A 24021-nucleotide genomic window follows, 5' to 3' on the forward strand; every position below is an offset into this window, starting at 1 on the left:
GCTCCCGTTATGCGCCAAAACCATCGGGCAGCGGCGCCTTCAACCATTTCTCCGACAGGCCATTCAGCGTCTTGTCCGCCAGCGCCTGTCCAATCAGCGCATCCACTGTGGCTTTCAAGGCCGGTTCTCCCTGGCGCAACCCCACGAAGCACGGCGAATCTTTCAACATGAACTTGGCGGCCGGCGCCTTGCCCGGATTCTGGCGCGCAAGGGCGCTCACCACCATGTTACCGGTGGCGATGTACTGCACCTGCCCGGAGAGATAGGCCGACAGCGTCGTGTTGTTATCCTCATAACGCTTGATCTGCGCCCCTTTAGGCGCGCCGTCGCTCAGCACCATATCCTCCACCGCGCCGCGCGTGACGCCGACGGTCTTGCCATCGAGCTGCGCCATGTTCGCCAACGCGCCGTCTTTCGGACCAAAGACCCCCAGGAAGAACGGCGCATAGGCGCGGCTGAAGGCGATGGTCTTTTCACGCTCCGGATTTTTGCCCAGGCTGGAGATCACCAGATCCACTTTATTGGTCTGCAGATAAGGCACCCGGTTGGCGCTGGTGACCGGCACCAACTGCAACTTAAGTTTCATCTTATCGGCCAGATAACGCGCCATATCGATGTCATAACCCTGGGGCTGCAGATCGGTGCCCACCGAGCCGAATGGCGGGAAATCCTGCGGCACCGCCACGCGCAGGACGCCGCGCTGCCGGATCTCCTGCAATTGATCCGCCATGGTCGGCGCGGCCTGCGCCAGCAAGGCGATCCCGGTGAAAACCGTCCACAGCGTTTTTTTGATGTTCATAGCGTATCCCCGATGGTGAAAAGATGAAACAAAAGATTCTTACACCACAACCTCTGCAACTAATGTGCCAATCGAAAATACGTCGAACCCATGCCTTAACTGGCGCTGATTAACGAGAAAAAACCTGCCGGCCTCAGCGGGCCGGCGACGGAGAAAGGGAAGGCAGGCAGGCCAGAGCTGCACCAAAAATGTGCATCAGCACCAAAAAAGCGCCGGTTAGCGCGGTTCCAGTTCGTCCAAATCCTGATACAGACCGGCAATATGATGAATACGCGATCGCCCCTGCTCCAACATCTCATGCAGCAGGGCGTTGCTGAGCAGGTTACATAAGCTCATGGCGGCTGAATAGCTGTCGAAGGCGGAGACGCTGTCCAGCGAGGCGGCCAAATGCCAGTCCGCCAGCGGGATCAGCGCCTGCGCCTGCGGTTCGCAGATCAACAGCGTCGGCACCCGGCGAGTTTGCAGCTGCGTCAGTATCGCCTTGAGCTGACGCGGCCGGCGCCGAAACGCCACCACCACCGCCATATCCTGCGGCGCGAGATCGACCAGCTCCTCCGCCAGCGTCTGGCCGGGCTGCGGCATCAGCAGCACCCGCTCCCGCACCTGCATCAGCTGCTGACGCAGATGCATGGCTATCGGATAGCTGTTGCGAAATCCCAGCAGCGCGACCCGCCGCGCCCGCGCCAGCGCGGCGATCACCGCGCCGAATTGCTCCACATCGAGATGGCTCACCCAGTGCGAGAGGTTAGCCATTTCCTGCTTGTAATGCCGCGCCAGCAGCGTATTGCCCTGCACCGCATGCCTCTCGTCGGTCACCGGCATGCCGCTCTGGCGCAGGGTGCGCAGCTCAGCGCGCATGTCCTTGTAGCTGCGATACCCCAACCGCTTGAACAGCCTGCTGACCGTGGCTTTAGAAACCCCGCTCAAGCGCGCCAGCTCGGCGCTGTTGTAACTGATCAGGTCATCGAAATGATCGAGGATAAAGTCGGCGACGCGCTGTTCCTGCGGCGCCAATTGCGGATATTCGTTGCGCAGGCGTTCATCGAAGGGCTGCATCATCACTCTCGCTGTAACTTTTGTTTCACCGGAACATAGCACGCCCCGGCCCCTCACTGACAAGCAATTAATCGTCCTGATTAAAAGTGGAACGCCTCTTGCTTCTGTTATCCAAACGCTCACCTCAGACAAGGGCAGAAACATGATTAACAGCAATACCGCGCCACAGGGCATGGCGGTCACGCCACACCATCTCGCCAGCGAAAGCGCGCTGGCGGTGCTGCGCGAAGGCGGCAACGCCATTGAGGCGATGGTGGCCGCCGCCGCGACCATCGCCGTGGTCTATCCGCACATGAACGGCATCGGCGGTGACGGTTTCTGGCTGATCGTGCCGCCGCAGGGCGAGCCGCTGACCATCGACGCCAGCGGCGCCGCCGGCTCGCTGGCGACGCCGGCGCTGTACGCCGGAGAAAGCCGCATCCCGCAGCGCGGCCCAAAAGCGGCGTTGACCGTGGCCGGCACCGTCGGCGGCTGGCAGGAGGCGTTGGCCTATTCGGCCGAACTGGGCGAAACGCCGCTGCCGCTGTCGCGGCTGCTCGCCGACGCCATACGCTACGCCGCCGACGGCATTCCGGTCACCGCCTCCCAAGAGGCGGCGACGCGCAGCAAACGCCACGAGCTGGAGGAGTTCGCCCCCTTCGCCCGCATTTACCTGCCGCAGGGAAAGATCCCGCTTGCCGGCCAACGATTCTGCCAACCGCAGCTGGCCGATACGCTGATCGCACTGAGTGAGGACGGGCTCGACAGTTTTTATCGCGGCCCGCTGGCTGAAAGCATGGCGGCGGACATGGCGATGTTGGGCATGCCGCTTACCGCTCAGGATCTGGCGAGTTATCGGCCATGCCGCCGTCCTCCGCTGCGCCTGGAACACCAAAAAGGTGAAATATTCAATCTGGCTCCCCCGACCCAAGGGCTGGTGTCGCTTGCCATCCTCGGGCTGACCGACCGCCTGCCGCTGGTCGGACAGAGCGAAGGCGCCGTGGTGCACGCCGTGGTCGAGGCCACCAAGCTGGCGTTCGATCTGCGCGACCGTTTCATCACCGATCCGCGCCACATGACGCAGGATCCGCAGGCGCTGCTGGCGGCCGACCATTTGGATAGGCTGGCCGGGCGCATCGACGGCCAAAAAGCGGCCGACTGGGGCCAGGGCAAAGGCCCCGGCGATACGGTCTGGATGGGGGTGATGGACAGCAGCGGGCTGGCGGTCTCCTTCATTCAGAGCATCTACCACGAATTCGGCAGCGGCGTGGTTCTGCCGAACAGCGGCGTCCTGTGGCAAAACCGCGGCGCCTCTTTCAGCCTGGACGCCGATCATCTGCTGGCGCTGGCGCCGGGCAAGCAGCCGTTTCATACGCTGAACCCGGCCGCCGCCCGGCTGTATGACGGACGCACGCTGATCTACGGCTCGATGGGCGGTGACGGCCAGCCACAGACTCAAGCGGCGTTATTCGTGCGGCATGTGGTGCAAGGGCTGCCGCTGCAGCAGGCGATCAGCGCGCCGCGCTGGCTGCTGGGGCGAACCTGGGGAGAAAGTTCGGACTCGTTGAAGCTTGAGGGGCGCTTTAACGCGGCGACCCTCGACTATCTGCGACAGCGCGGCCACGCCGTTGAACTGCTGCCGGCGTTCAGCGAAACGGTCGGCCATGCCGGCGCCATCGTACGCCACACCAACGGCATGTTCGAAGGCGCTTTCGATCCACGAAGCAACGGCAGCGCCGCCGGCTTCTGACTCTCTTGTTTATCGGGATCGCTTATGAACAATCAACACGCCGCCGATTGGGCGGCCTATATCCACCAGATGGAAACCGTGCTGGCCGTTGAACTGGACGATGTCCGCCGCCGGGAACTGTTGAAACAGATCGAACGCATCGCCGCGCTGGCCGAACCGCTGATGGCCTTACCGCTGGATCCGCGCCAGGAAATCGCAGGGGTATATCGCCCATGAACCCCTTAAGCGCCCTGTCGCTCGCCGAGATCCGTACGGCCCTTGAACGCGGCGCGCTCTCGGCGCGCGAGATCGTCCGGCATACGCTCGATCACATCGACCGTCAGAATCCCGCGCTGAACGCCTTTACGCACATCACCCGGGAACGCATGCAAAAAGAAGCCGATCGCCTCGACCGTTCGCGCGCGCTTGGGCAAACGCTGCCCGCTTTGGCCGGCATTCCCTATGCGGTAAAAAACCTGTTCGACGTCGCCGGTGAAACCACGCTGGCCGGCGCCCGCTTGTTCAGCGAGCGGCCACCGGCCGGCCGCGACGCCTGGGGCGTCTCCCGGCTGGCGGATCAAGGCGCGTTGCTTTGCGGCATGTTGAACATGGACGCCTACGCCTACGGTTTCACCACCGAGAACAGCCATTACGGCGCCACCCGAAACCCGCATGACCTCGGACGCATCGCCGGCGGCTCTTCGGGCGGCTCGGCCGCAGCGGTGGCTGCCGGCCTGGTGACCTTTTCGCTCGGCAGCGACACCAATGGCTCAATACGCGTGCCCGCCTCGCTGTGCGGCATTTATGGTCTGAAACCGACCTTCGGCCGTCTTTCGCGCAGCGGCAGCCAGCCGTTTGTCGACAGCCTGGATCACATCGGCCCGTTCGCCCGCCGGGTGCACGATCTCGCGACGGTGTATGACGCGATGCAGGGCATCGACGCCGGAGATCCGTTCCAGAGCGATCGGCCGATTTCCCGCACCGAAACGTTGCTGACGCAGGGCAGCCAGAACCTGCGCTGCGCCGTGTTAGGCGGCTATTTCCTGCAATGGTGCAATGATGACGCCAAAGCCGCAGTCAACCAGGTGGCGCAAGCGCTGGCAGCCAGCGCCGAAGTCGAGCTGCCGCAGGCCGAGCTGGCTCGATCGGCGGCCTTTATCCTCAGCGCCTCAGAGGGCGGCCATCGCTATCTGCCGCAGTTGCGCAGCCAACCCGAACGCTTCGAGCCACTGTCGCGAGAACGACTGCTGGCCGGCGCCATGCTCCCCGCCACCTGGTATTTGCAGGCACAGCGCTTTCGTCACGCGTTTCGCCGGCAAGCCGCGCCGCTGTTCAAGCACTGGGACATTTTGATCGCCCCGGCGACGCCATGCAGCGCCACGCCGATCGGCCAGGAAACGATGCGCATCAACGGCGTCGATCTGCCGATCCGCGCCAGTATGGGCCTGCTGACGCAGCCGATTTCCTTCCTTGGCCTGCCGGTCGTGACGGTTCCTTTGAAAAGCGCATCCGGTCTGCCGATCGGCCTGCAACTGATCGCCCCGCCGTGGCGCGAAGATTTGGCGCTGCGCGCCGCCTATGCGCTGGAATGCGCCGGCATCGCCACTTGCGTCTGCAAACAGGAGTAATCAATGAACAATGAACATATCGATCGGCCGGCGGTGCTGGCGGAGGTCAACGCCGCCTTTTACCGCTATGAGCAGGCGTTAATCAGCAATGACATCGATGTGCTGGACGAGTTGTTCTGGCACGACGCGCGCACGGTGCGCTATGGCGCCACCGAAAGCCTCTACGGTATCGACGAGATCCGCGATTTTCGTCAACGGCGCCCGGCCAACGGACTGGAGCGGCTGTTGGAAAACACCCAAATCACGACTTTTGGTGAAGATATGGCGGTGGCCAGCACGGAATTTCATCGGCCGGGCAGCAATCGCAGGGGGCGGCAAATGCAAACCTGGGTCAAACTGCCCTGTGGCTGGCGCATCGTAGCGGCGCACGTCAGCCTGCTCGACGCGCCTTAGCCTTCACAGGGCTCCAGGCGGTAGAACCCATGATGCAATCGCGCGGCGACAGCGGCCGACTCAGCACCAGTAGGCCATAAAGTTAACGGTAGCGCGGTCCAGATCGCGTTCGCCGATCAGATAACGGCGCAGGGTTTTCACCGCCGAAGACTCGGCCGCCACCCAGGCATAGAAAGCGTTGCCGCCCGCCGCCCGCTCCCACAACACCTCATCGCTCAGGCTGCTTTCCGCCAGAGACTGCGCTTGCGCGCACGCCGAAGCGGGAATATCCACCCGCTGGCGCACCGCTTCCACCAGCAACGTGCCGTGCGCCAACTGGCGGCCCACATCGCGCGGCAGCCAGTAAACCTCGGCGAACGGGAAGCGGGTCAAATCCAGGCAATCCCCCGCCTGCGGCACTTCGAAGAACGCCTGCACGCGCGGCGGATTGGTCTGCTGCGCCAATTGCTCCAGAATGCCCATCGCCGCCGGCACGGCCGTTTCATCGGCGATCAACAGCGCCTGCTGCAACTGCGCCGGCGGCGCCCATTCGTAGCCGCCGCTGTCGCCGTCGAAGTCAGCGTTGGGGGCGACGGTCTGGATGGCATCACCCGGCTCGGCGTGAGTCGCCCAGGCGGAGGCCGGGCCGTTCACGCCATGCAGCACGAACTCGACGTCCATCTGATTCTGCTCACGGCGCAGCGCACGCAGCGTATAAGTGCGCATCACCGGGCGTCGCTCTTTGGGGATCGCCATGTAATCGCCATACCAGTCCGGGCTATTGGCCAACTGCGGGATCTGGCCGTCCGCCGCCGGGAACAACAGTTTGATGCGCTGATCCGGCGCTTCCAACTTCATCCGATGAATATCCGCACCTTCAAACACGCAGCGCACCAGCGAAGGTGAAATCAGCGTTTTGCTTTTCAAGGTGATATCAAAAATTCTGTAGCTGGCGGACATGTTCTCGATTCTCCGGCAACGGCTGTCGCTTGAACGTATGGCCGATCGGCTGCCGTGTTGACGGCGTGGGTTGCTCGATCGCGCAGCGAGTAAAATGTTAATAAAACTAATTAATTACGTTAATGTATCGCAAAAAATCATATCATGATTTTATTGATAACAAGAAACGTTATTGATAAAAGAATCATTCTCAAAAATAACGCAATAACAATATCACCTGGGAAATAAATAACGATGAAACGCAAACACCTTTGGGTTTTGAATCCTTGTCTGCTGGCGATGCTTGCGCCAACGGCTTGGGCAGAAGATCAGAAAGCCGGCGCCGAAGAGCAGATGGTGGTCTCCGCCAGCCGTTCACACCGCAGCACGGCGGAAATGGCGCAGACCACCTGGGTGATCGAAAGCCAGGAGATCGAACAGCAGGTTCAGGGCGGCAAAGAGATCAAGGACATGTTGGCGCAGCTGATCCCCAGCATGGACGTCAGCGGCCAGGGCCGCACCAACTATGGCATGAATATGCGCGGCCGCTCGATGATGGTGATGATTGACGGCGTGCGCCTGAATTCATCGCGCAGCGACAGCCGCCAGTTGGATTCGATCGATCCGTTCAATATCGATCATATCGAGGTGATTTCCGGCGCGACCTCGCTGTACGGCGGCGGCAGCACCGGCGGCCTGATCAATATCGTCACCAAAAAAGGACAACAGGAACAGCAGGTCGAGTTGCAGGTCGGCGGTAAAACCGGCTTTGGCAGCCATAACGATCACGACGAGAACGTGGCGGCGGCGGTCAGCGGCGGCAACGACAATGCCTCTGGGCGCCTGTCCGTTTCTTACCAGCGCTATGGCGGCTGGTATGACGGCAAAGGCAATGAGGTATTGATCGACAATACCCAAACCGGCCTGCAGTATTCCGATCGCCTCGACGTGATGGGCACCGGCACCCTCAACATCGACGATCATCAACAGCTGCAGCTGACCACCCAATACTACAAAAGCCAATCCGACGGCGATCACGGCCTGTTCCTGGGAGAGAACTTTGCGGCGGTGACCGGCAATGCCAAGGCATATAACAGCGGTAACTTAAACTCCGATCGCATCCCCGGCACCGAACGACATCTCATCAACCTGCAGTATTCCAACACTGATTTCCTCGGCCAGGATTTGGTGGCGCAGGTCTACTACCGCGACGAAACGTTGACCTTCTACCCGTTCCCGACGCTGGCGGGCAAAGCGCCGAACTATTACGTCAGCAGCATTGGCGCTTCGCAGCAAAAAACCGATTTCTACGGTGGCAAGCTGACGTTAAACAGCAAACCTGTCGACGCACTGACGCTGACTTACGGCATTGACGCCGAGCATGAAAGCTTCAACGCCAACCAGCAGTTCTTCAACCTGGCGAAGGCTCAGCAGTCGGGCGGCATGACGCTGGAGAACGCTTACAGCACCGGCCGCTACCCGAGCTATACCACCAGCAACCTGGCGTCGTTCCTGCAGGCCAGCTACGACATCAACCCGATCTTCACCCTGAGCGGCGGCGTGCGTTATCAGTACACCGAAAACAAGATCGATGACTTCGTCGGTTATAACCAGCAGCAGGCAATCGCCACCGGCGCCGCGACGTCCGCCGACGCTATACCGGGCGGGAAAACCGACTACAACAACGCGCTGTTCAATGCCGGCCTGCTGGCGCACCTGACCGAGCGCCAGCAAACCTGGTTCAACTTCTCTCAGGGCTTTGAGATCCCGGATCCGGGCAAATATTACGGTAACGGCACCTACGCGTTGAACGGCGGACATTACCAGTTGCTGAAGAGTGTCAACGTCGGCGACTCCAAGCTGGAAGGCATCAAGGTCAATGCCTACGAGCTGGGCTGGCGCTATACCGGCGATAACCTGCGCACGCAAATCGCCGCCTACTACTCGCTGTCCGACAAGAGCATCGCCATCAACAAAACCGACATGACCATTAACGTCAATGCGGATAAGCGGCGCATCTATGGGCTGGAAGGGGCGGTGGACTACTTCTTTGAAGACAGCGACTGGAGCGCCGGCACCAACTTCAACGTTATCCGATCCGAAACCAAGGTCAACGGCGAATGGAAGAAGCTGGTGGTCGATACCGCCAGCCCATCGAAAGTCACCGCTTATGTCGGCTGGGCGCCGGGCGACTGGAATCTGCGTTTACAGTCGCAGCAAACCTTCGACGTGTCGGACGATGGCGATTACACCAAGGCCAATTCCACCCAGGGGCGCAAAATCGATGGCTACAACACCCTCGATTTCCTCGGCAGCTATACCCTGCCGGTAGGGAAAATCAGCTTCAGCGTGGAAAACTTGCTGGACAAGGAATACACCACCGTTTGGGGCCAACGCGCGCCGATCCTGTACAGCCCGACCTACGGATCGCCTGAGCTGTACAGCTATAAAGGCCGCGGACGCACCTTCGGCTTGAACTATTCGGTGTTATTCTGAGAATAAGGGGCCGGTCTGCCGGCCCCGTTCATTGGGCCGCGCCGTTTTTCAGAGAACGGAAACGACGAAGCCCTGAGTTATCGCTAACTCAGGGCTTCTGAATAGTGGCGGAACGGACGGGGCTCGAACCCGCGACCCCCTGCGTGACAGGCAGGTATTCTAACCAACTGAACTACCGCTCCGCGCCATTCCCTCTTGCGGGGGAACGAGGCGCATATTACGGACGCCTCTCGGTTCCGTCAACGCCTTTTTCTCCGCAAATGAACCGTTTGCACAGTTTTTCAACGAAGATTCATCCGGTGAGGTTTTTTCACGCAAAAACGCCGTTATTCCGCCGGCGCTCCGCGCCACAGGCAGCTACCGCCCTTCTTCGCCACCAGATCCAGACGCGCCTCATGCGCCTTCACTTCTTCGTCGCTGGCGTAGACCACTTTCATCGCCGTCGCCGGGCGGACAATGCGTTGTATTTCTTGCGCGGCGTCATTTTGCTGGGTATCCCCCTCCATCTGGAACGCTATCGAGGTCTGACCGCCGGTCATCGCCAGATAAACTTCCGCCAGGATCTCGGCATCGAGCAATGCGCCGTGCAGCGTACGCTTGCTGTTGTCTATCTCATAACGGCTGCACAAGGCATCGAGGTTGTTGCGCTTGCCCGGGAACAGGCGACGCGCCATCAACAGGCTGTCGGTGATGGTGCAGAAGGTCTCGGTCTTCGGGATGCCCTGCTGCAACATGCGGAATTCGTGATCCATAAAGCCGATATCGAACGCCGCGTTATGGATCACCAGCTCGCCGCCGCGGATAAAGTCGAGGAACTCCTCGGCAACCTGATCGAAGGTCGGCTTGTCGGCCAAGAAGTCGTCGCTGATGCCGTGTACGCCGTAGGCTTCCGGATCCACCAGCCGATCCGGCTTGATGTATACGTGGAAGTTGCGCCCGGTCAGGCGGCGGTTAATCACCTCCACCGCACCGATTTCGATGATGCGGTGCCCTTCGTAGTGCACCCCAAGCTTGTTCATACCGGTGGTTTCGGTATCGAGGACAATCTGTCTGGTGGTTGTAGAGATCATATTGCAGTGCTCACAGCGCTCGTTTATGTCAGACTTGGCTTTTATAAAACTGATAGGAAGAGTCTACCAGAGATGCTCAAACAGGTAGAAATTTTCACCGACGGCTCCTGCCTTGGCAACCCTGGCCCCGGTGGCTACGGCGCGATACTGCGCTATAAGCAGACGGAAAAAACCTTCAGCGAAGGATTCCGTCTTACCACCAATAACCGCATGGAAATGATGGCGGCGATCGTGGCGCTGGAAGCGCTGACCGTGCCCTGCGCCGTGACGCTCAGCACCGACAGCCAGTACGTGCGCCAGGGCATCACCAGCTGGATCCATAACTGGAAGAAACGCGGTTGGAAAACCGCCGACAAAAAACCGGTCAAAAATGTCGATCTGTGGCAGCGGCTGGATCAGGCCATTCAGCGCCACGAGGTGAAATGGGAATGGGTCAAGGGCCACGCCGGCCATCCGGAGAACGAACGTTGTGACGTGCTGGCGCGCGAAGCGGCCGGTAAACCGACGCAGGAAGACGTCGGTTACCAACCGGAAGCCTAAGGCAGCTTGCGATAGCTCTTGGTCGCGCCCACCGCGCGGCTGAGAGACGGCTTTCTCGCCCCCAGTTTCATCGGCGTGGGCGTCAGCGGCAAGGTGCGCTTACGCGCCACAATCACGCTCATGCAGCCCAGCGCCGGCAAATGGGTGCATAAAAATTTGCCGCCCTTGCGGTGCCACGGCAGTACGTGAAAACGCGCCTGGTGCAACACCTCGTAATTCAGCAGGCTGAGCCAATCCAGCAGCCGCATCTGGGTAAACATGCGGCTGACATAGGGCTGGCGACGACGCAACCCGGGCGCCAGCTTGCCCAACCCCAGCAGGCTGAACGGATTGAAACTGCTGATGACCAACCAGCCGTCGTCGATCAACACCCTGTCCACCTCACGCAGCATGCGATGCGGATCGTCCGCATAGGACAGCGTATGCGCCAACAGGCAGGCATCTACCGACTTGGCGGCAAACGGCAGTTGATAAGCGTCGGCGACCACCTGCAGCCCTTCCCCCTCCAGCCCTACGTTAACCTGATGGGAGATTGCGCATTTATCCGTGGCCAGCTCAGCGCTGAGCATGCCCATCTTCAGCAGATGGAAACCGAACAGCTTGGGCCACCAGGGTTGCAACTGCCGTTCGAGCGCTTCACGATAGTACTCCCCCCACGGCAGCTCAGCCCAGGACTGCGGGCCGGTGAGCTTTTGTAGAGTATGGGCTGGTTTCATGATTTATTATCTTCTTTCAAGCCGTTGCCAACGAGAGGTACACCATGAATCTTATCAGCATTCCCGCCTTCCAGGACAATTACATTTGGTTATTGGATGACCGACAGGGGCGCTGCATTATCGTCGATCCGGGTGAAGCGCAGCCGGTGCTCGAGGCGCTGCAGCGCCTGCAGCTGGCGCCGGCGGCGATCCTGCTGACCCACCACCACCACGATCACGTCGGTGGCGTGGCGCAGATTGTCGCGCAGTACCCTGGCCTGGCCGTCTATGGGCCGCAGGAAACCGCGGACAAAGGCGCCAACCACATCGTCCATGACGGCGACACCTTTGATATCGATGGCCGCCAATACAGGACTATCGCCGTTCCCGGCCATACGCTGGGCCATGTGGCATTCTATAGTGCCCCTTATCTGTTCTGCGGCGACACCATTTTCTCCGCCGGCTGCGGCAGGCTGTTTGAAGGCACCGCCAAACAAATGTACGACTCATTTCAACAACTCGCGCAACTTCCCGATAACACCTTAATTTGCTGCGCGCATGAATATACTCTTTCAAATCTTAAGTTTGCGCGGGCTATTTTGCCGGAAGATCGAGAGATTGAAACATATCAACAACATGTTGAAGCGTTAAGGGCAAAAGGCCAAGCCAGCGTGCCGACTACATTGCTATTAGAGCGCAAAATTAACCTGTTTTTACGTTGCCATGACACTGATTTACAAAAGAAATTAGGCTTTAATTCACCACCGAAAAGCCTTCATTCAGTTTTTTCCGAATTACGCCTGCGGAAAGATAACTTCTAAGCTTTTAGTTGTGTTATTTGGCGAAGCAAAGTATTATTGCTCGTCTTTTAAGCAACTACATTGACACACACATGAAGGCTAAAGCGATATTTCTCGCCTCGGTCTTGCTAGTGGGTTGCCAGTCGTCCAGGCAGGACGCACCGGCGCCAGAACAGCATGCACAGAGTTTGTCTTCGGCTGGTCAAGATGGTGAAGCAGGAGAGTACACAGCAAATGGCCGAGCGAGCTCGGCGCGGTGGTTGGATAACAACAGTCCCGCCGCGCAACAGGACCTGTGGAACTTCATTAGCGACGAGCTGAAGATGGAGGTTCCGGAAAATTCCCGGATCCGTGATCAGAAAAGAAAGTACTTAAAAAGTAAGAGCTATCTCCACGATGTAACATTACGGGCAGAGCCGTACATGTACTGGATAGTCGGGCAGATTAAGAAACGTAATATGCCGATGGAACTGGTACTGCTACCCATAGTGGAGAGCGCTTTTGACCCACACGCCACGTCAAGTGCCAACGCCGCAGGGCTATGGCAAATCGTGCCGCAAACGGGTCGCAATTATGGTTTGAAAAACAATCAGTGGTATGACGGCCGACGCGATGTCGTCGCCTCGACAACCGCTGCGCTTAACATGATGCAGCGCTTGAACCGCATGTTTAACGGCGACTGGTTACTGACCGTAGCCGCCTATAACAGTGGTGAAGGCCGCGTGATGCAAGCGGTGAAGGCAAACAAACGCCAGGGTAAGCCAACCAATTTCTGGGCATTGTCGCTTCCGCGTGAAACGTCAATCTATGTCCCGAAAATGCTGGCGCTGAGCGACATCATCAAGAACAGTAAGAAGTACGGCGTGAAACTCCCGAAAACGGATGAAACCCGTGCGCTGGCGCGTATCGATGTCGGACAGCAGATCCAGCTGACTCAGGCGGCTGAGATGGCAGGGCTTTCAGTCACCAAGATGAAAGCGTATAACCCAGGCTACAAAAAAGGCGTTACGGCACCCAACGGGCCCCATTACATCATGGTTCCCAAAGGACATGCCGAGCAACTGAAAGACTCGCTGGCCGATGGCCAGATCGCCGTGACTCAGCCAACGACGCAGTTGGCGAAGAACAGCGGTTTGACCGGTGGCAGTTCGTATAAAGTGCGCTCCGGCGACACCTTATCGGGCATTGCCAAGCGGCTGAACGTTAAGACCAGCGATTTGCAGAGTTGGAACAACTTACGCGCCAAGAGCGCCATAAAAGTTGGGCAAACCCTGCAAGTGGCCAGCAATACTGGCAGTAACAGCAGTATCACCTACCAGGTTCGTAAAGGTGATTCGCTCGCCAGTATCGCACGTCGTCACGGCGTCGATATTAACGACGTGATGCGTTGGAATTCAACGCTCGCCAAAGGCAACCTGCAGCCAGGTTTGAAGCTGACCCTGTTTGTCGGCAACAAGCTAACGCCGGATACTTAAATGTTCGGCACAAAAAAAGCACCCTTCGGGGTGCTTTTTTATTAGCTGCGATTCACCATACCGGCGAGTCTTTCTCCGGATGAAACTCCACCAACAGCGGGTTGTGATCCGACGCGCTGGTCACCAGCACCGACGCCTCCACCACCCCCAGATTGCGGTAAAATACGAAATCCAGTGGACGACCGAAGGCCTTGCGGCGATGGTCGTCGGTGAAACTCACCTCGCGCAGCGCCATCTCTCCGGCGAAGTCATACAGCGCATTGATGCGCTTGCGGCTCCAGGCGTTGAAGTCCCCGGCCATGATCACCGGCCCCCGGTGACTGGCGATCTGTTCGCCTATCGGCCCCAACTGCTTGCTGTAGACGTCGACGCCCAGGCTAAAGTTCACCGCATGGATGTTCACCACCATCAACAGCTCGCCGTTGTACAGCGGATAAACGGTGATCAGGGCCGACTTGGACAGCCGCAGCAGCGGCTCTCGCTCGCGCAGCGGGCAACAGTAAACAGGATGAGCGGCCGCCAGCGTCATCACGCCGGAAGGGTGCTGCGGTAGCACAAAGGCCGGCACCTGATCGGCCGCCAGATAGTTGGCGGTAGCGTAGCTCACCAACTCTGGCGTGGTTTGCGCCTCTTGCAACAATACCAGCTGCGCGTCTTTGCCATGGTTTTTCAGCACCGAAAGCCAGTCGGCTCGCTGCTGTTTGAAAATATTCCACACCATAACGCGCAAGGCGCCGGTCGTCGGCAGCGCCGCCCCTGGCGGCAACGGCTGGTTAACGGCGCCAGGAAAGATTCGCTCAACTGGCTGACCTGCAACATACCTCATTGCATAAGTTCGTTTCGGCACGCGATTCGCCTATTACCCATTAACATGAAAACTGGCGATGAACACTCGCCAACGATGAATTGATTATACGCCTACCCTGCATAGAGGGCATGGCTTTTGCGGGCATCACCTTTTCAGTTATAGGGGCCGCCTGCAGCGATTTCAATCTTCTGACGGTATAGCTGTGTAAAGGTGAGGGGTAATAGGTGAAAAATGCGAAAAGGCCCGCAAAATGCGGGCCAGGCAGCAAGGGTTTTACGAATTAAGCCGTTTGCAGCTGAGACTTTTTATCCAGGCGGCCACTGAGGCTAACCAGCAACAATGCAACCACCACGATCAGCGCGCCAATCCAGGGGGTCTGCGCCAGCCCCAGTGAGGCAACAGTCTGGCCGCCAATCACCGAGCCGAGCGCAATGCCGATGTTGAACGCCGCGATGTTGAGACCGGACGCCACATCCACCGCATTTGGCGTGTATTGCGCGGCTTTCTGCACCACATACACCTGCAGCCCCGGCACGTTGCCGAAAGCGAACACGCCCATCACAATCACCGTCAGCAAAGCGGCAATACTGTGGCTGGCGGTAAACTGGAACACCAGCAACAAAACGGCCAGCGCGGCAAAGATAAAGCTCAACGCACGCACGGCCCCATGACGATCGGCCAGCTTGCCTCCCCAGATGTTACCCACCGCCACCGCGACGCCATAAGCCAACAGTATCCAGCTCACGGTCGGAGCAGAGAAGCCGGCCAGTTCCTGCATCATCGGCGCAAGGAAGGTAAAGGTCGTGAAGACCCCGCCGTATCCCAATGCGGTAATCGCGTAAATCAGCAGCAGACGAGGATGAGTCAGCACTTTCAGCTGTTCCCGCACGCCGGCGCTGCCCTGGTTCTTGATATTGCTCGGCACCAGAATAATGCTGGCCAGCGTGGCGACAGCGCCAATCAGAGAAACGGCCAGGAAGGTCTCACGCCAGCCAAACTGCTGGCCGATGAACGTCCCCAGCGGTACGCCGGTCACCAGCGCCACCGTCAGGCCACCAAACATGATGGCGATGGCGGAGGCCGCCTTCTCTTTCGCCACCAGGCTAGTGGCGATAGTGGAACCGATAGAGAAGAACACGCCGTGCGCCAGGCCGGTCAACAACCGAGCCACTACCAGCGATTCATAACTGGGTGACTGCCAGGCTAGCAGGTTGCCGAGAGTGAACAGCACCATCAGGCCAACCAGCAGCAGTTTGCGCGGTATACGGCTGGTCAGGGCCGTCAGCACCGGCGCGCCAATGGCTACGCCGAGGGCATAGATAGTCACCAGCAACCCAGCGGACGGTACAGTCACTCCCAACTGCTCCGCGATAGTCGGAATCAACCCGACAATCACGAACTCGGTCGTGCCGATAGCAAAAGCGCTGATGGTTAAGGCAAGTAATGCGAGTGGCATTTTTTACTCCGAAATAGCATTCAAGTTGATGACGGCTATTATCGGCCTATGCTTAAATGATAAAAATGCTCAAAATTTCAAATTAACTTTGCCATTGGAGCAAAAATGAAAGCAAACTCAGACGAGCTGATCACCTTTGTCACCGTCGTGGAAAGCGGCAGTTTCAGCCGGGCGGCTGAACGCCTGGAACAAGCGAATTCCGTGGTTAGCCGAACGGTGAAAAAACTGGAAAGCAAACTGGGCGTTACGCTGCTCAACCGCACCACGCGCCAAATCAGCCTGACTCAGGAAGGAGAGAATTACTTTCGCCAGGTGCAGAAGGTACTGAACGATATGGCCGCGGCAGAAAATGCGCTGATGGAAAGCCGTCAACGCCCGCAAGGCCTGCTGCGCGTCGACGCGGCAACGCCGGTGGTGCTGCACATGCTGACGCCTTTAGTGGCGGAGTTCCGCGAACGTTATCCTGAAATGTCGTTATCGCTGGTGTCTTCGGAAAACTTTATCAATTTGATCGAGCGAAAAGTGGATATTGCGATCCGCGTAGGAGAGCTGACCGATTCCACGCTGAAAGCGCGCAAACTGATGACCAGCTACCGGCATGTGCTCGCCTCCCCCGCCTATCTGGCTCAGCACGGCACGCCGCTAACGGTAGAAGATCTTGCACATCACTGCTGCATCGGCTTCAACGACCTGCCCAGTTTGAACCGCTGGCCACTGGCTTGTTCAGATGGCAGCCAGTTGGAAATCACTCCCGGCTTGACCACTAATAGTGGAGAAACCCAGCGCCATCTCTGTCTGCATGGCAACGGTATCGCCTGCCTGTCGGACTTTATGAGCGACGAAGATATCAAACGTGGAGATTTGGTTCCGATTCTGGTGGAAGCGACACTGCCGGTCGCCATGCCGATCAACGCGGTTTATTACAGCGACAGCGCCGTTAGCAACCGTCTGCGCAGCTTTATTGATTTTGTGAGTGAATACCTGAAACGATAAAAAAGGCGCCCTGATGGACGCCTTATGCTAACCACTGCGAGGAAAGATTAATCCCAGTTTGGCGCCAGGCCTTCCGGGCTAACCAGACGGCCGTTGCACTCCAGTGCGGCGATCTGCGCCATATCTTCGTCGGTCAGCATCAGTTGCTGTGCCAACAGGTTGCTCGCCAGGTTTTCACGTTTGGTCGAGGAAGGAATAACTGCATAACCCAGCTTCAATGCCCAAGCCAGGACAACCTGTGCAGGAGTTGCATTGTGACGAGCGGCGATGCTTTTAATCGTTTCATCCTGCAGCGCTTTGCCATAGGCCAACGTCATGTAAGAGGTGATGGCGATGCCGTGCTGCTGCGCGAATTCTACCACCTTGCGGTTCTGCAAGAACGGTGACAGCTCGATTTGGTTGGTGGCGATTTCATCGGCGCCAATCGCGTCAATCGCTTGCTGCATCAAGTCGATAGTGAAGTTAGATACGCCAATTTGGCGAGTCAGCCCCAGCTTTTTCGCTTCCAGCAACTCAGCCATAAATTCGGCAACTGGCACTTCGTCGTTGGGTGACGGCCAGTGGATCAGCGTCAGATCAACGTAGGAGGTTTGCAGTTTTTTCAAGCTTTCTTGCAGGCTTGGGATCAGTGTGCCTTTCGCCAGATTCGCGATCCAAATCTTGGTGGTGATGAACAGGTCTTCACGTTTCACGCCGCTGGCAGCGATAGCCTGGCCAACAGCCGCTTCATTTTCATAGATCTGCGCGGTGTCGATAGTGCGATAGCCCAGCTCAAGTGCAGTGCTGACAGAATCGATAACAACCTGATCCTGAAGGCGGAAAGTACCTAAACCAAATGCAGGGATGCTCATAATGTTTTCTCTCATTAACAGGTAGATGTGGTATGAGGAAGATTATGGCAACTTTTTTATTGATCAAAAACGCCTGGTTCGGCATAAGACTTTTGATCTAAAGGCAATAATATGGAGAAAGGCGAGGCGGTAAAGAGGAACAATTCCAGTCTGAAAAGCGCAAAATGCAGATATGAAAAAGCCCTGAGTCGAAACTCAGGGCTTATCAATTAAGTGGCGGAACGGACGGGGCTCGAACCCGCGACCCCCTGCGTGACAGGCAGGTATTCTAACCAACTGAACTACCGCTCCACCGATTCTTTTACGTTGTATCTTTCGATACCGGCAATATCGCGCTCTGCGACTTGCGCATTACCAGTCGTCACACTGATAACGTTTATTTGATGCCTGGCAGTGTCCTACTCTCGCATGGGGAGACCCCACACTACCATCGGCGCTACGGCGTTTCACTTCTGAGTTCGGCATGGGGTCAGGTGGGACCACCGCGCTATTGCCGCCAGGCAAATTCGTTTTGATCAACCCGCTTCATCGCTGAAGCCTGTCAATCCAATCTGTCAACAAGCTGAATATTGTCTCGGTCTCACCAAAACACCTTCGGTGTTGTAAGGTTAAGCCTCACGGATCATTAGTACTGGTTAGCTCAATGCATCGCTGCACTTACACACCCAGCCTATCAACGTCTTAGTCTTAAACGTTCCTTCAGGGGCCTTAAAGGCCCAGGGAAGACTCATCTTGAGGCAAGTTTCGCGCTTAGATGCTTTCAGCGCTTATCTTTTCCGCACTTAGCTACCGGGCAATGCCATTGGCATGACAACCCGAACACCAGTGGTGCGTTCACTCCGGTCCTCTCGTACTAGGAGCAACCCCTCTCAATCTTCCAACGCCCACGGCAGATAGGGACCGAACTGTCTCACGACGTTCTAAACCCAGCTCGCGTACCACTTTAAATGGCGAACAGCCATACCCTTGGGACCTACTTCAGCCCCAGGATGTGATGAGCCGACATCGAGGTGCCAAACACCGCCGTCGATATGAACTCTTGGGCGGTATCAGCCTGTTATCCCCGGAGTACCTTTTATCCGTTGAGCGATGGCCCTTCCATTCAGAACCACCGGATCACTAAGACCTACTTTCGTACCTGCTCGAGCCGTCACTCTCGCAGTCAAGCTAGCTTATGCCTTTGCACTAACCTCACGATGTCCGACCGTGATTAGCTAACCTTCGTGCTCCTCCGTTACTCTTTGGGAGGAGACCGCCCCAGTCAAACTACCCACCAGACACTGTCCTCACCCCAGATTATGGGGCCGAGTTAGAACATCAAACATTAAAGGGTGGTATTTCAAGGATGGCTCCACGCAGACTGGCGTCCACGCTTCAAAGCCTCCCACCTATCCTACACATCAAGGCTCAATGTTCAGTGTCAAGCTATAGTAAAGGTTCACGGGGTCTTTCCGTCTTGCCGCGGGTACACTGCATCTTCACAGCGAGTTCAATTTCACTGAGTCTCGGGTGGAGACAGCCTGGCCATCATTACGCCATTCGTGCAGGTCGGAACTTACCCGACAAGGAATTTCGCTACCTTAGGACCGTTATAGTTACGGCCGCCGTTTACTGGGGCTTCGATCAAGAGCTTCGCCTTGCGGCTGACCCCATCAATTAACCTTCCAGCACCGGGCAGGCGTCACACCGTATACGTCCACTTTCGTGTTTGCACAGTGCTGTGTTTTTATTAAACAGTTGCAGCCAGCTGGTATCTTCGACTGGCTTCAGCTCCATCCGCAAGGGACTTCACCTACATGCCAGCGTGCCTTCTCCCGAAGTTACGGCACCATTTTGCCTAGTTCCTTCACCCGAGTTCTCTCAAGCGCCTTGGTATTCTCTACCTGACCACCTGTGTCGGTTTGGGGTACGATTTAATGTTACCTGGAGCTTAGAGGATTTTCCTGGAAGCAGGGCATCAACTACTTCTGCACCGTAGTGCATCGTCATCACGCCTCAGGGTTAACATGCAACCGGATTTACCAGGTCACACCCCCTACACGCTTAAACCGGGACAACCGTCGCCCGGCTAGCCTAGCCTTCTCCGTCCCCCCTTCGCAGTAACACCAAGTACAGGAATATTAACCTGTTTCCCATCGACTACGCTTTTCAGCCTCGCCTTAGGGGTCGACTCACCCTGCCCCGATTAACGTTGGACAGGAACCCTTGGTCTTCCGGCGAGCGGGCTTTTCACCCGCTTTATCGTTACTTATGTCAGCATTCGCACTTCTGATACCTCCAGCAACCCTCACAGGCCACCTTCAACGGCTTACAGAACGCTCCCCTACCCAACAACGCTAAGCGTCGCTGCCGCAGCTTCGGTGCATGGTTTAGCCCCGTTACATCTTCCGCGCAGGCCGACTCGACCAGTGAGCTATTACGCTTTCTTTAAATGATGGCTGCTTCTAAGCCAACATCCTGGCTGTCTATGCCTTCCCACATCGTTTCCCACTTAACCATGACTTTGGGACCTTAGCTGGCGGTCTGGGTTGTTTCCCTCTTCACGACGGACGTTAGCACCCGCCGTGTGTCTCCCGTGATAACATTCTTCGGTATTCGGAGTTTGCATCGGTTTGGTAAGCCGGGATGGCCCCCTAGCCGAAACAGTGCTCTACCCCCGAAGATGAGTTCACGAGGCGCTACCTAAATAGCTTTCGGGGAGAACCAGCTATCTCCCGGTTTGATTGGCCTTTCACCCCCAGCCACAAGTCATCCGCTAATTTTTCAACATTAGTCGGTTCGGTCCTCCAGTTAGTGTTACCCAACCTTCAACCTGCCCATGGCTAGATCACCGGGTTTCGGGTCTATACCTTGCAACTAGTCGCCCAGTTAAGACTCGGTTTCCCTACGGCTCCCCTATACGGTTAACCTTGCTACAAAATATAAGTCGCTGACCCATTATACAAAAGGTACGCAGTCACACCACGAAGGTGCTCCCACTGCTTGTACGTACACGGTTTCAGGTTCTATTTCACTCCCCTCGCCGGGGTTCTTTTCGCCTTTCCCTCACGGTACTGGTTCACTATCGGTCAGTCAGGAGTATTTAGCCTTGGAGGATGGTCCCCCCATATTCAGACAGGATGTCACGTGTCCCGCCCTACTCATCGAACTCACGACCTGTGCATTTTAGTGTACGGGGCTATCACCCTTTGCTGCGCGACTTTCCAGACGCTTCCACTAACACACAAGCCGATTCAGGTTCTGGGCTCCTCCCCGTTCGCTCGCCGCTACTGGGGGAATCTCGGTTGATTTCTTTTCCTCGGGGTACTTAGATGTTTCAGTTCCCCCGGTTCGCCTCATGCCACTATGTATTCATGACATGATAATGTGTCGAAACACACTGGGTTTCCCCATTCGGGTATCGCCGGTTATAACGGTTCATATCACCTTACCGACGCTTTTCGCAGATTAGCACGCCCTTCATCGCCTCTGACTGCCTAGGCATCCACCGTGTACGCTTAGTCACTTAACCTCACAACCCGAAGATGTTTCCATCGTTCGCGCTGCAAACATTTGAGAGACTCTATGACAGGTTACTCTTTATCCCGGCACTTCTACGGAGGGATAAATTTCAGCCGTCATGTTTCAATTTTCAGCTTGTTCCAGATTGTTAAAGAGCAAAATACTTCGCAGCATACTGTCGCCAATATACTCTGAAGTATTGAAATACCGGACTATATGGTGGAGCTAAGCGGGATCGAACCGCTGACCTCCTGCGTGCAAGGCAGGCGCTCTCCCAGCTGAGCTATAGCCCCATACAGTCACGCGCAGTACCTTTTCCACTTCATGAGAAGTGGTAGGCCTGAGTGGACTTGAACCACCGACCTCACCCTTATCAGGGTGCGCTCTAACCACCTGAGCTACAAGCCTATAAAGGTATTTCTGCTCGTTACTTTCTATCAGACAATCTGTGTGAGCACGCCACGCGAACTAATATCTTTAGGTAAGGAGGTGATCCAACCGCAGGTTCCCCTACGGTTACCTTGTTACGACTTCACCCCAGTCATGAATCACAAAGTGGTAAGCGCCCTCCCGAAGGTTAAGCTACCTACTTCTTTTGCAACCCACTCCCATGGTGTGACGGGCGGTGTGTACAAGGCCCGGGAACGTATTCACCGTAGCATTCTGATCTACGATTACTAGCGATTCCGACTTCATGGAGTCGAGTTGCAGACTCCAATCCGGACTACGACGTACTTTATGAGGTCCGCTTGCTCTCGCGAGGTCGCTTCTCTTTGTATACGCCATTGTAGCACGTGTGTAGCCCTACTCGTAAGGGCCATGATGACTTGACGTCATCCCCACCTTCCTCCAGTTTATCACTGGCAGTCTCCTTTGAGTTCCCGGCCGAACCGCTGGCAACAAAGGATAAGGGTTGCGCTCGTTGCGGGACTTAACCCAACATTTCACAACACGAGCTGACGACAGCCATGCAGCACCTGTCTCAGAGTTCCCGAAGGCACCAATCCATCTCTGGAAAGTTCTCTGGATGTCAAGAGTAGGTAAGGTTCTTCGCGTTGCATCGAATTAAACCACATGCTCCACCGCTTGTGCGGGCCCCCGTCAATTCATTTGAGTTTTAACCTTGCGGCCGTACTCCCCAGGCGGTCGATTTAACGCGTTAGCTCCGGAAGCCACGCCTCAAGGGCACAACCTCCAAATCGACATCGTTTACAGCGTGGACTACCAGGGTATCTAATCCTGTTTGCTCCCCACGCTTTCGCACCTGAGCGTCAGTCTTCGTCCAGGGGGCCGCCTTCGCCACCGGTATTCCTCCAGATCTCTACGCATTTCACCGCTACACCTGGAATTCTACCCCCCTCTACGAGACTCTAGCTTGCCAGTTTCAAATGCAGTTCCCAGGTTGAGCCCGGGGATTTCACATCTGACTTAACAAACCGCCTGCGTGCGCTTTACGCCCAGTAATTCCGATTAACGCTTGCACCCTCCGTATTACCGCGGCTGCTGGCACGGAGTTAGCCGGTGCTTCTTCTGCGAGTAACGTCAATTGATGAGCGTATTAAGCTCACCACCTTCCTCCTCGCTGAAAGTGCTTTACAACCCGAAGGCCTTCTTCACACACGCGGCATGGCTGCATCAGGCTTGCGGCCCATTGTGCAATATTCCCCACTGCTGCCTCCCGTAGGAGTCTGGACCGTGTCTCAGTTCCAGTGTGGCTGGTCATCCTCTCAGACCAGCTAGGGATCGTCGCCTAGGTGAGCCATTACCCCACCTACTAGCTAATCCCATCTGGGCACATCTGATGGCAAGAGGCCCGAAGGTCCCCCTCTTTGGTCTTGCGACGTTATGCGGTATTAGCTACCGTTTCCAGTAGTTATCCCCCTCCATCAGGCAGTTTCCCAGACATTACTCACCCGTCCGCCGCTCGTCACCCGGGGAGCAAGCTCCCCTGTGCTACCGCTCGACTTGCATGTGTTAAGCCTGCCGCCAGCGTTCAATCTGAGCCATGATCAAACTCTTCAATTAAAAGGCTTGATTTGCTTCCACTCGAGAAGCGATGCTCAAAGATTTACTGCATGAATTTTTACTTCAGTTAGTCACTCTTCAAGACTTGATATTTTTTGCATCCGAAGATGCTGGATATCGTCTTGTGGAGTGCCCACACAGATTGTCTGATAAATTGTTAAAGAGCAGCGCCGAGAAACTCATCGGCGCGGGCTGCGTATACTACGCTTTTCGCCCGGAGAGTCAAGCGTTTATTTCGCTTTCTTCTCGCTGACCCGGCGGCTTGTCAGTCGTTGTCCCGGTCAGTGGAGGCGCATTATAGGGAGTTCTCGGCGAGCCGCAACCCCTAATTGCAAAAAACTTTTCAAGCGCTCAAATAATCACCAAAAACGCCTTTTTAGGATGTTTATTAGTCGAAAAACACCGGTTTTAGCACAGTAATAGCGGCAACCTCTGTAAATAGGGACAAACGAAGATAAAGAAGAAGATAAAGAAAAGGGAGCGGTCACCCGCTCCCTTTCATCTTAATAGGCTTAATTGCCGTTATTGGCGTGCAACGATATGGTTGTTTTCCACATCCAGCGTCACCAGCTTGCCGGGGATCAGCTTGCCGGACAGGATTTGCTGCGCCAACGGGTTCTCGATCTCCTGCTGAATAGCACGTTTCAACGGACGCGCACCATACACAGGGTCGTAACCGGTTTTGCTCAACAGTGCCAGGGCCGGTTCGGTCATGGTCACTTCGTAACCGCGCTCTTCCAAACGCTTGTACAGACGCGACAGCTGAATCTTGGCGATCGCAGCAATGTGTTTCTCGCCCAGCGGATGGA

The 24021-nt window shown here is 56.8% G+C and carries 18 protein-coding genes, 4 tRNA genes and 3 rRNA genes; 9 read left to right on the forward strand and 16 right to left on the reverse strand.

Annotation, left to right across the window (positions count from 1 at the left end; translation table 11 throughout):
* Positions 1-7: 7 nt before the first annotated feature.
* Complete coding sequence (locus tag JL05_RS24170; RefSeq protein ID WP_033634113.1) at positions 8-799, reverse strand: transporter substrate-binding domain-containing protein; 792 nt, start codon at positions 797-799, stop codon at positions 8-10.
* Positions 800-1015: 216 nt separating this feature from the next.
* On the reverse strand, positions 1016-1855 hold the full coding sequence (locus JL05_RS24175; RefSeq protein WP_033634154.1) for a MurR/RpiR family transcriptional regulator: 840 nt from the start codon (positions 1853-1855) through the stop codon (positions 1016-1018).
* A 142-nt stretch (positions 1856-1997) separates the two neighbouring features.
* Between JL05_RS24175 and JL05_RS24180 the strand changes: the two genes are divergently transcribed.
* The 4 genes from JL05_RS24180 to hpxZ are packed head-to-tail and all read left to right on the forward strand — an operon-like array spanning position 1998 to position 5584.
* Positions 1998-3584, forward strand: a complete 1587-nt coding sequence (locus JL05_RS24180) for a gamma-glutamyltransferase family protein (RefSeq protein WP_033634114.1) — start codon at positions 1998-2000, stop codon at positions 3582-3584.
* A 24-nt stretch (positions 3585-3608) separates the two neighbouring features.
* Complete coding sequence (gene hpxX, locus JL05_RS24185; protein WP_033634115.1) at positions 3609-3800, forward strand: oxalurate catabolism protein HpxX; 192 nt, start codon at positions 3609-3611, stop codon at positions 3798-3800.
* On the forward strand, positions 3797-5191 hold the full coding sequence (locus tag JL05_RS24190; protein ID WP_033634116.1) for an AtzE family amidohydrolase: 1395 nt from the start codon (positions 3797-3799) through the stop codon (positions 5189-5191). The genes hpxX and JL05_RS24190 overlap by 4 nt, the downstream gene beginning before the upstream one ends.
* 3 nt (positions 5192-5194) lie before the next feature.
* A complete protein-coding gene (gene hpxZ / locus JL05_RS24195; RefSeq protein WP_033634117.1) occupies positions 5195-5584 on the forward strand; it encodes an oxalurate catabolism protein HpxZ in 390 nt (129 codons plus the stop codon).
* 60 nt (positions 5585-5644) lie between these two features.
* On the opposite strand, the gene JL05_RS24200 is transcribed toward hpxZ, so the two are convergent.
* Positions 5645-6523, reverse strand: coding sequence for a siderophore-interacting protein (locus JL05_RS24200; protein WP_004930199.1), 879 nt, complete (start codon positions 6521-6523; stop codon positions 5645-5647).
* Between the two features lie 234 nt (positions 6524-6757).
* Between JL05_RS24200 and JL05_RS24205 the strand changes: the two genes are divergently transcribed.
* Positions 6758-8998, forward strand: a complete 2241-nt coding sequence (locus JL05_RS24205; RefSeq protein WP_033634118.1) for a TonB-dependent siderophore receptor — start codon at positions 6758-6760, stop codon at positions 8996-8998.
* Between the two features lie 105 nt (positions 8999-9103).
* Here JL05_RS24205 and JL05_RS24210 read toward each other — a convergent pair.
* A tRNA-Asp gene (locus JL05_RS24210) sits at positions 9104-9180 on the reverse strand.
* A 144-nt stretch (positions 9181-9324) separates the two neighbouring features.
* Positions 9325-10068 carry a DNA polymerase III subunit epsilon gene (gene dnaQ, locus JL05_RS24215; protein ID WP_004930195.1) on the reverse strand — a complete coding sequence of 248 codons (744 nt, stop codon included), beginning with the start codon at positions 10066-10068 and terminating at the stop codon, positions 9325-9327.
* A 72-nt stretch (positions 10069-10140) separates the two neighbouring features.
* Here dnaQ and rnhA point away from each other — a divergent pair, with 72 nt between their 5' ends.
* On the forward strand, positions 10141-10608 hold the full coding sequence (gene rnhA, locus JL05_RS24220) for a ribonuclease HI (protein WP_004930193.1): 468 nt from the start codon (positions 10141-10143) through the stop codon (positions 10606-10608).
* Here the strand turns inward: rnhA and JL05_RS24225 are convergent.
* Positions 10605-11324 (reverse strand): class I SAM-dependent methyltransferase, encoded by a 720-nt coding sequence (locus JL05_RS24225; protein ID WP_004930191.1) that lies wholly within the window; start codon positions 11322-11324, stop codon positions 10605-10607. The two genes, rnhA and JL05_RS24225, sit on opposite strands and share 4 nt — an antisense overlap.
* Positions 11325-11368: 44 nt before the next feature.
* Here JL05_RS24225 and gloB point away from each other — a divergent pair, with 44 nt between their 5' ends.
* Both gloB and mltD read left to right on the forward strand, forming a co-directional pair.
* Positions 11369-12124: a hydroxyacylglutathione hydrolase gene (gloB, locus tag JL05_RS25135; RefSeq protein WP_072010135.1), complete on the forward strand. Its 756-nt coding sequence runs from the start codon at positions 11369-11371 to the stop codon at positions 12122-12124.
* A gap of 71 nt (positions 12125-12195) precedes the next feature.
* A complete protein-coding gene (mltD, locus tag JL05_RS24235; protein ID WP_004930188.1) occupies positions 12196-13578 on the forward strand; it encodes a murein transglycosylase D in 1383 nt (460 codons plus the stop codon).
* Positions 13579-13630: 52 nt separating this feature from the next.
* On the opposite strand, the gene JL05_RS24240 is transcribed toward mltD, so the two are convergent.
* Positions 13631-14425, reverse strand: a complete 795-nt coding sequence (locus JL05_RS24240; protein ID WP_025160092.1) for an endonuclease/exonuclease/phosphatase family protein — start codon at positions 14423-14425, stop codon at positions 13631-13633.
* Between the two features lie 241 nt (positions 14426-14666).
* Positions 14667-15842: an MFS transporter gene (locus tag JL05_RS24245; RefSeq protein ID WP_004930185.1), complete on the reverse strand. Its 1176-nt coding sequence runs from the start codon at positions 15840-15842 to the stop codon at positions 14667-14669.
* 105 nt (positions 15843-15947) lie between these two features.
* On the opposite strand from JL05_RS24245, the gene yafC reads away from it, so the two are divergent.
* Positions 15948-16835 carry a DNA-binding transcriptional regulator YafC gene (gene yafC / locus JL05_RS24250; protein ID WP_004930183.1) on the forward strand — a complete coding sequence of 296 codons (888 nt, stop codon included), beginning with the start codon at positions 15948-15950 and terminating at the stop codon, positions 16833-16835.
* A 47-nt stretch (positions 16836-16882) separates the two neighbouring features.
* Here yafC and dkgB read toward each other — a convergent pair whose 3' ends face one another.
* From dkgB to JL05_RS24290, 8 genes are all read right to left on the reverse strand, one after another.
* Positions 16883-17686 carry a 2,5-didehydrogluconate reductase DkgB gene (gene dkgB, locus JL05_RS24255; protein WP_033634122.1) on the reverse strand — a complete coding sequence of 268 codons (804 nt, stop codon included), beginning with the start codon at positions 17684-17686 and terminating at the stop codon, positions 16883-16885.
* Between the two features lie 214 nt (positions 17687-17900).
* Positions 17901-17977: transfer RNA gene (locus JL05_RS24260), tRNA-Asp, on the reverse strand.
* A 94-nt stretch (positions 17978-18071) separates the two neighbouring features.
* Positions 18072-18187 (reverse strand): 5S ribosomal RNA (gene rrf / locus JL05_RS24265).
* A gap of 103 nt (positions 18188-18290) precedes the next feature.
* Positions 18291-21197, reverse strand: a 23S ribosomal RNA gene (locus tag JL05_RS24270).
* A gap of 207 nt (positions 21198-21404) precedes the next feature.
* Positions 21405-21480, reverse strand: a tRNA-Ala gene (locus tag JL05_RS24275).
* A 39-nt stretch (positions 21481-21519) separates the two neighbouring features.
* Positions 21520-21595, reverse strand: a tRNA-OTHER gene (locus JL05_RS24280).
* 74 nt (positions 21596-21669) lie between these two features.
* Positions 21670-23212: ribosomal RNA gene (locus tag JL05_RS24285) — 16S ribosomal RNA — on the reverse strand.
* The 16S, 23S and 5S rRNA genes sit together here with 3 tRNA genes alongside, the layout of an rRNA operon.
* Positions 23213-23734: 522 nt before the next feature.
* A partial coding sequence (locus tag JL05_RS24290) for a ClpB D2-like domain containing protein (protein WP_033634123.1) occupies positions 23735-24021 on the reverse strand: 287 nt, incomplete at its 5' end.

Source organism: Serratia nematodiphila DZ0503SBS1, from assembly GCF_000738675.1.
Taxonomy (GTDB): Bacteria; Pseudomonadota; Gammaproteobacteria; order Enterobacterales; family Enterobacteriaceae; genus Serratia; species Serratia nematodiphila.

Bases quoted from the DNA above. Each gene is read 5' to 3' on its own strand.
- JL05_RS24180 (WP_033634114.1), top strand. From the start codon at position 1,998: ATGATTAACAGCAATACCGCGCCACAGGGCATGGCGGTCACGCCACAC.
- JL05_RS24175 (WP_033634154.1), bottom strand. From the start codon at position 1,855: ATGCAGCCCTTCGATGAACGCCTGCGCAACGAATATCCGCAATTGGCG.
- hpxX (WP_033634115.1), top strand. From the start codon at position 3,609: ATGAACAATCAACACGCCGCCGATTGGGCGGCCTATATCCACCAGATG.
- hpxZ (WP_033634117.1), top strand. From the start codon at position 5,195: ATGAACAATGAACATATCGATCGGCCGGCGGTGCTGGCGGAGGTCAAC.
- yafC (WP_004930183.1), top strand. From the start codon at position 15,948: ATGAAAGCAAACTCAGACGAGCTGATCACCTTTGTCACCGTCGTGGAA.
- rnhA (WP_004930193.1), top strand. From the start codon at position 10,141: ATGCTCAAACAGGTAGAAATTTTCACCGACGGCTCCTGCCTTGGCAAC.
- mltD (WP_004930188.1), top strand. From the start codon at position 12,196: ATGAAGGCTAAAGCGATATTTCTCGCCTCGGTCTTGCTAGTGGGTTGC.
- dnaQ (WP_004930195.1), bottom strand. From the start codon at position 10,068: ATGATCTCTACAACCACCAGACAGATTGTCCTCGATACCGAAACCACC.
- gloB (WP_072010135.1), top strand. From the start codon at position 11,369: ATGAATCTTATCAGCATTCCCGCCTTCCAGGACAATTACATTTGGTTA.
- JL05_RS24170 (WP_033634113.1), bottom strand. From the start codon at position 799: ATGAACATCAAAAAAACGCTGTGGACGGTTTTCACCGGGATCGCCTTG.
- JL05_RS24200 (WP_004930199.1), bottom strand. From the start codon at position 6,523: ATGTCCGCCAGCTACAGAATTTTTGATATCACCTTGAAAAGCAAAACG.
- dkgB (WP_033634122.1), bottom strand. From the start codon at position 17,686: ATGAGCATCCCTGCATTTGGTTTAGGTACTTTCCGCCTTCAGGATCAG.
- JL05_RS24205 (WP_033634118.1), top strand. From the start codon at position 6,758: ATGAAACGCAAACACCTTTGGGTTTTGAATCCTTGTCTGCTGGCGATG.
- JL05_RS24190 (WP_033634116.1), top strand. From the start codon at position 3,797: ATGAACCCCTTAAGCGCCCTGTCGCTCGCCGAGATCCGTACGGCCCTT.
- JL05_RS24225 (WP_004930191.1), bottom strand. From the start codon at position 11,324: ATGAAACCAGCCCATACTCTACAAAAGCTCACCGGCCCGCAGTCCTGG.
- JL05_RS24245 (WP_004930185.1), bottom strand. From the start codon at position 15,842: ATGCCACTCGCATTACTTGCCTTAACCATCAGCGCTTTTGCTATCGGC.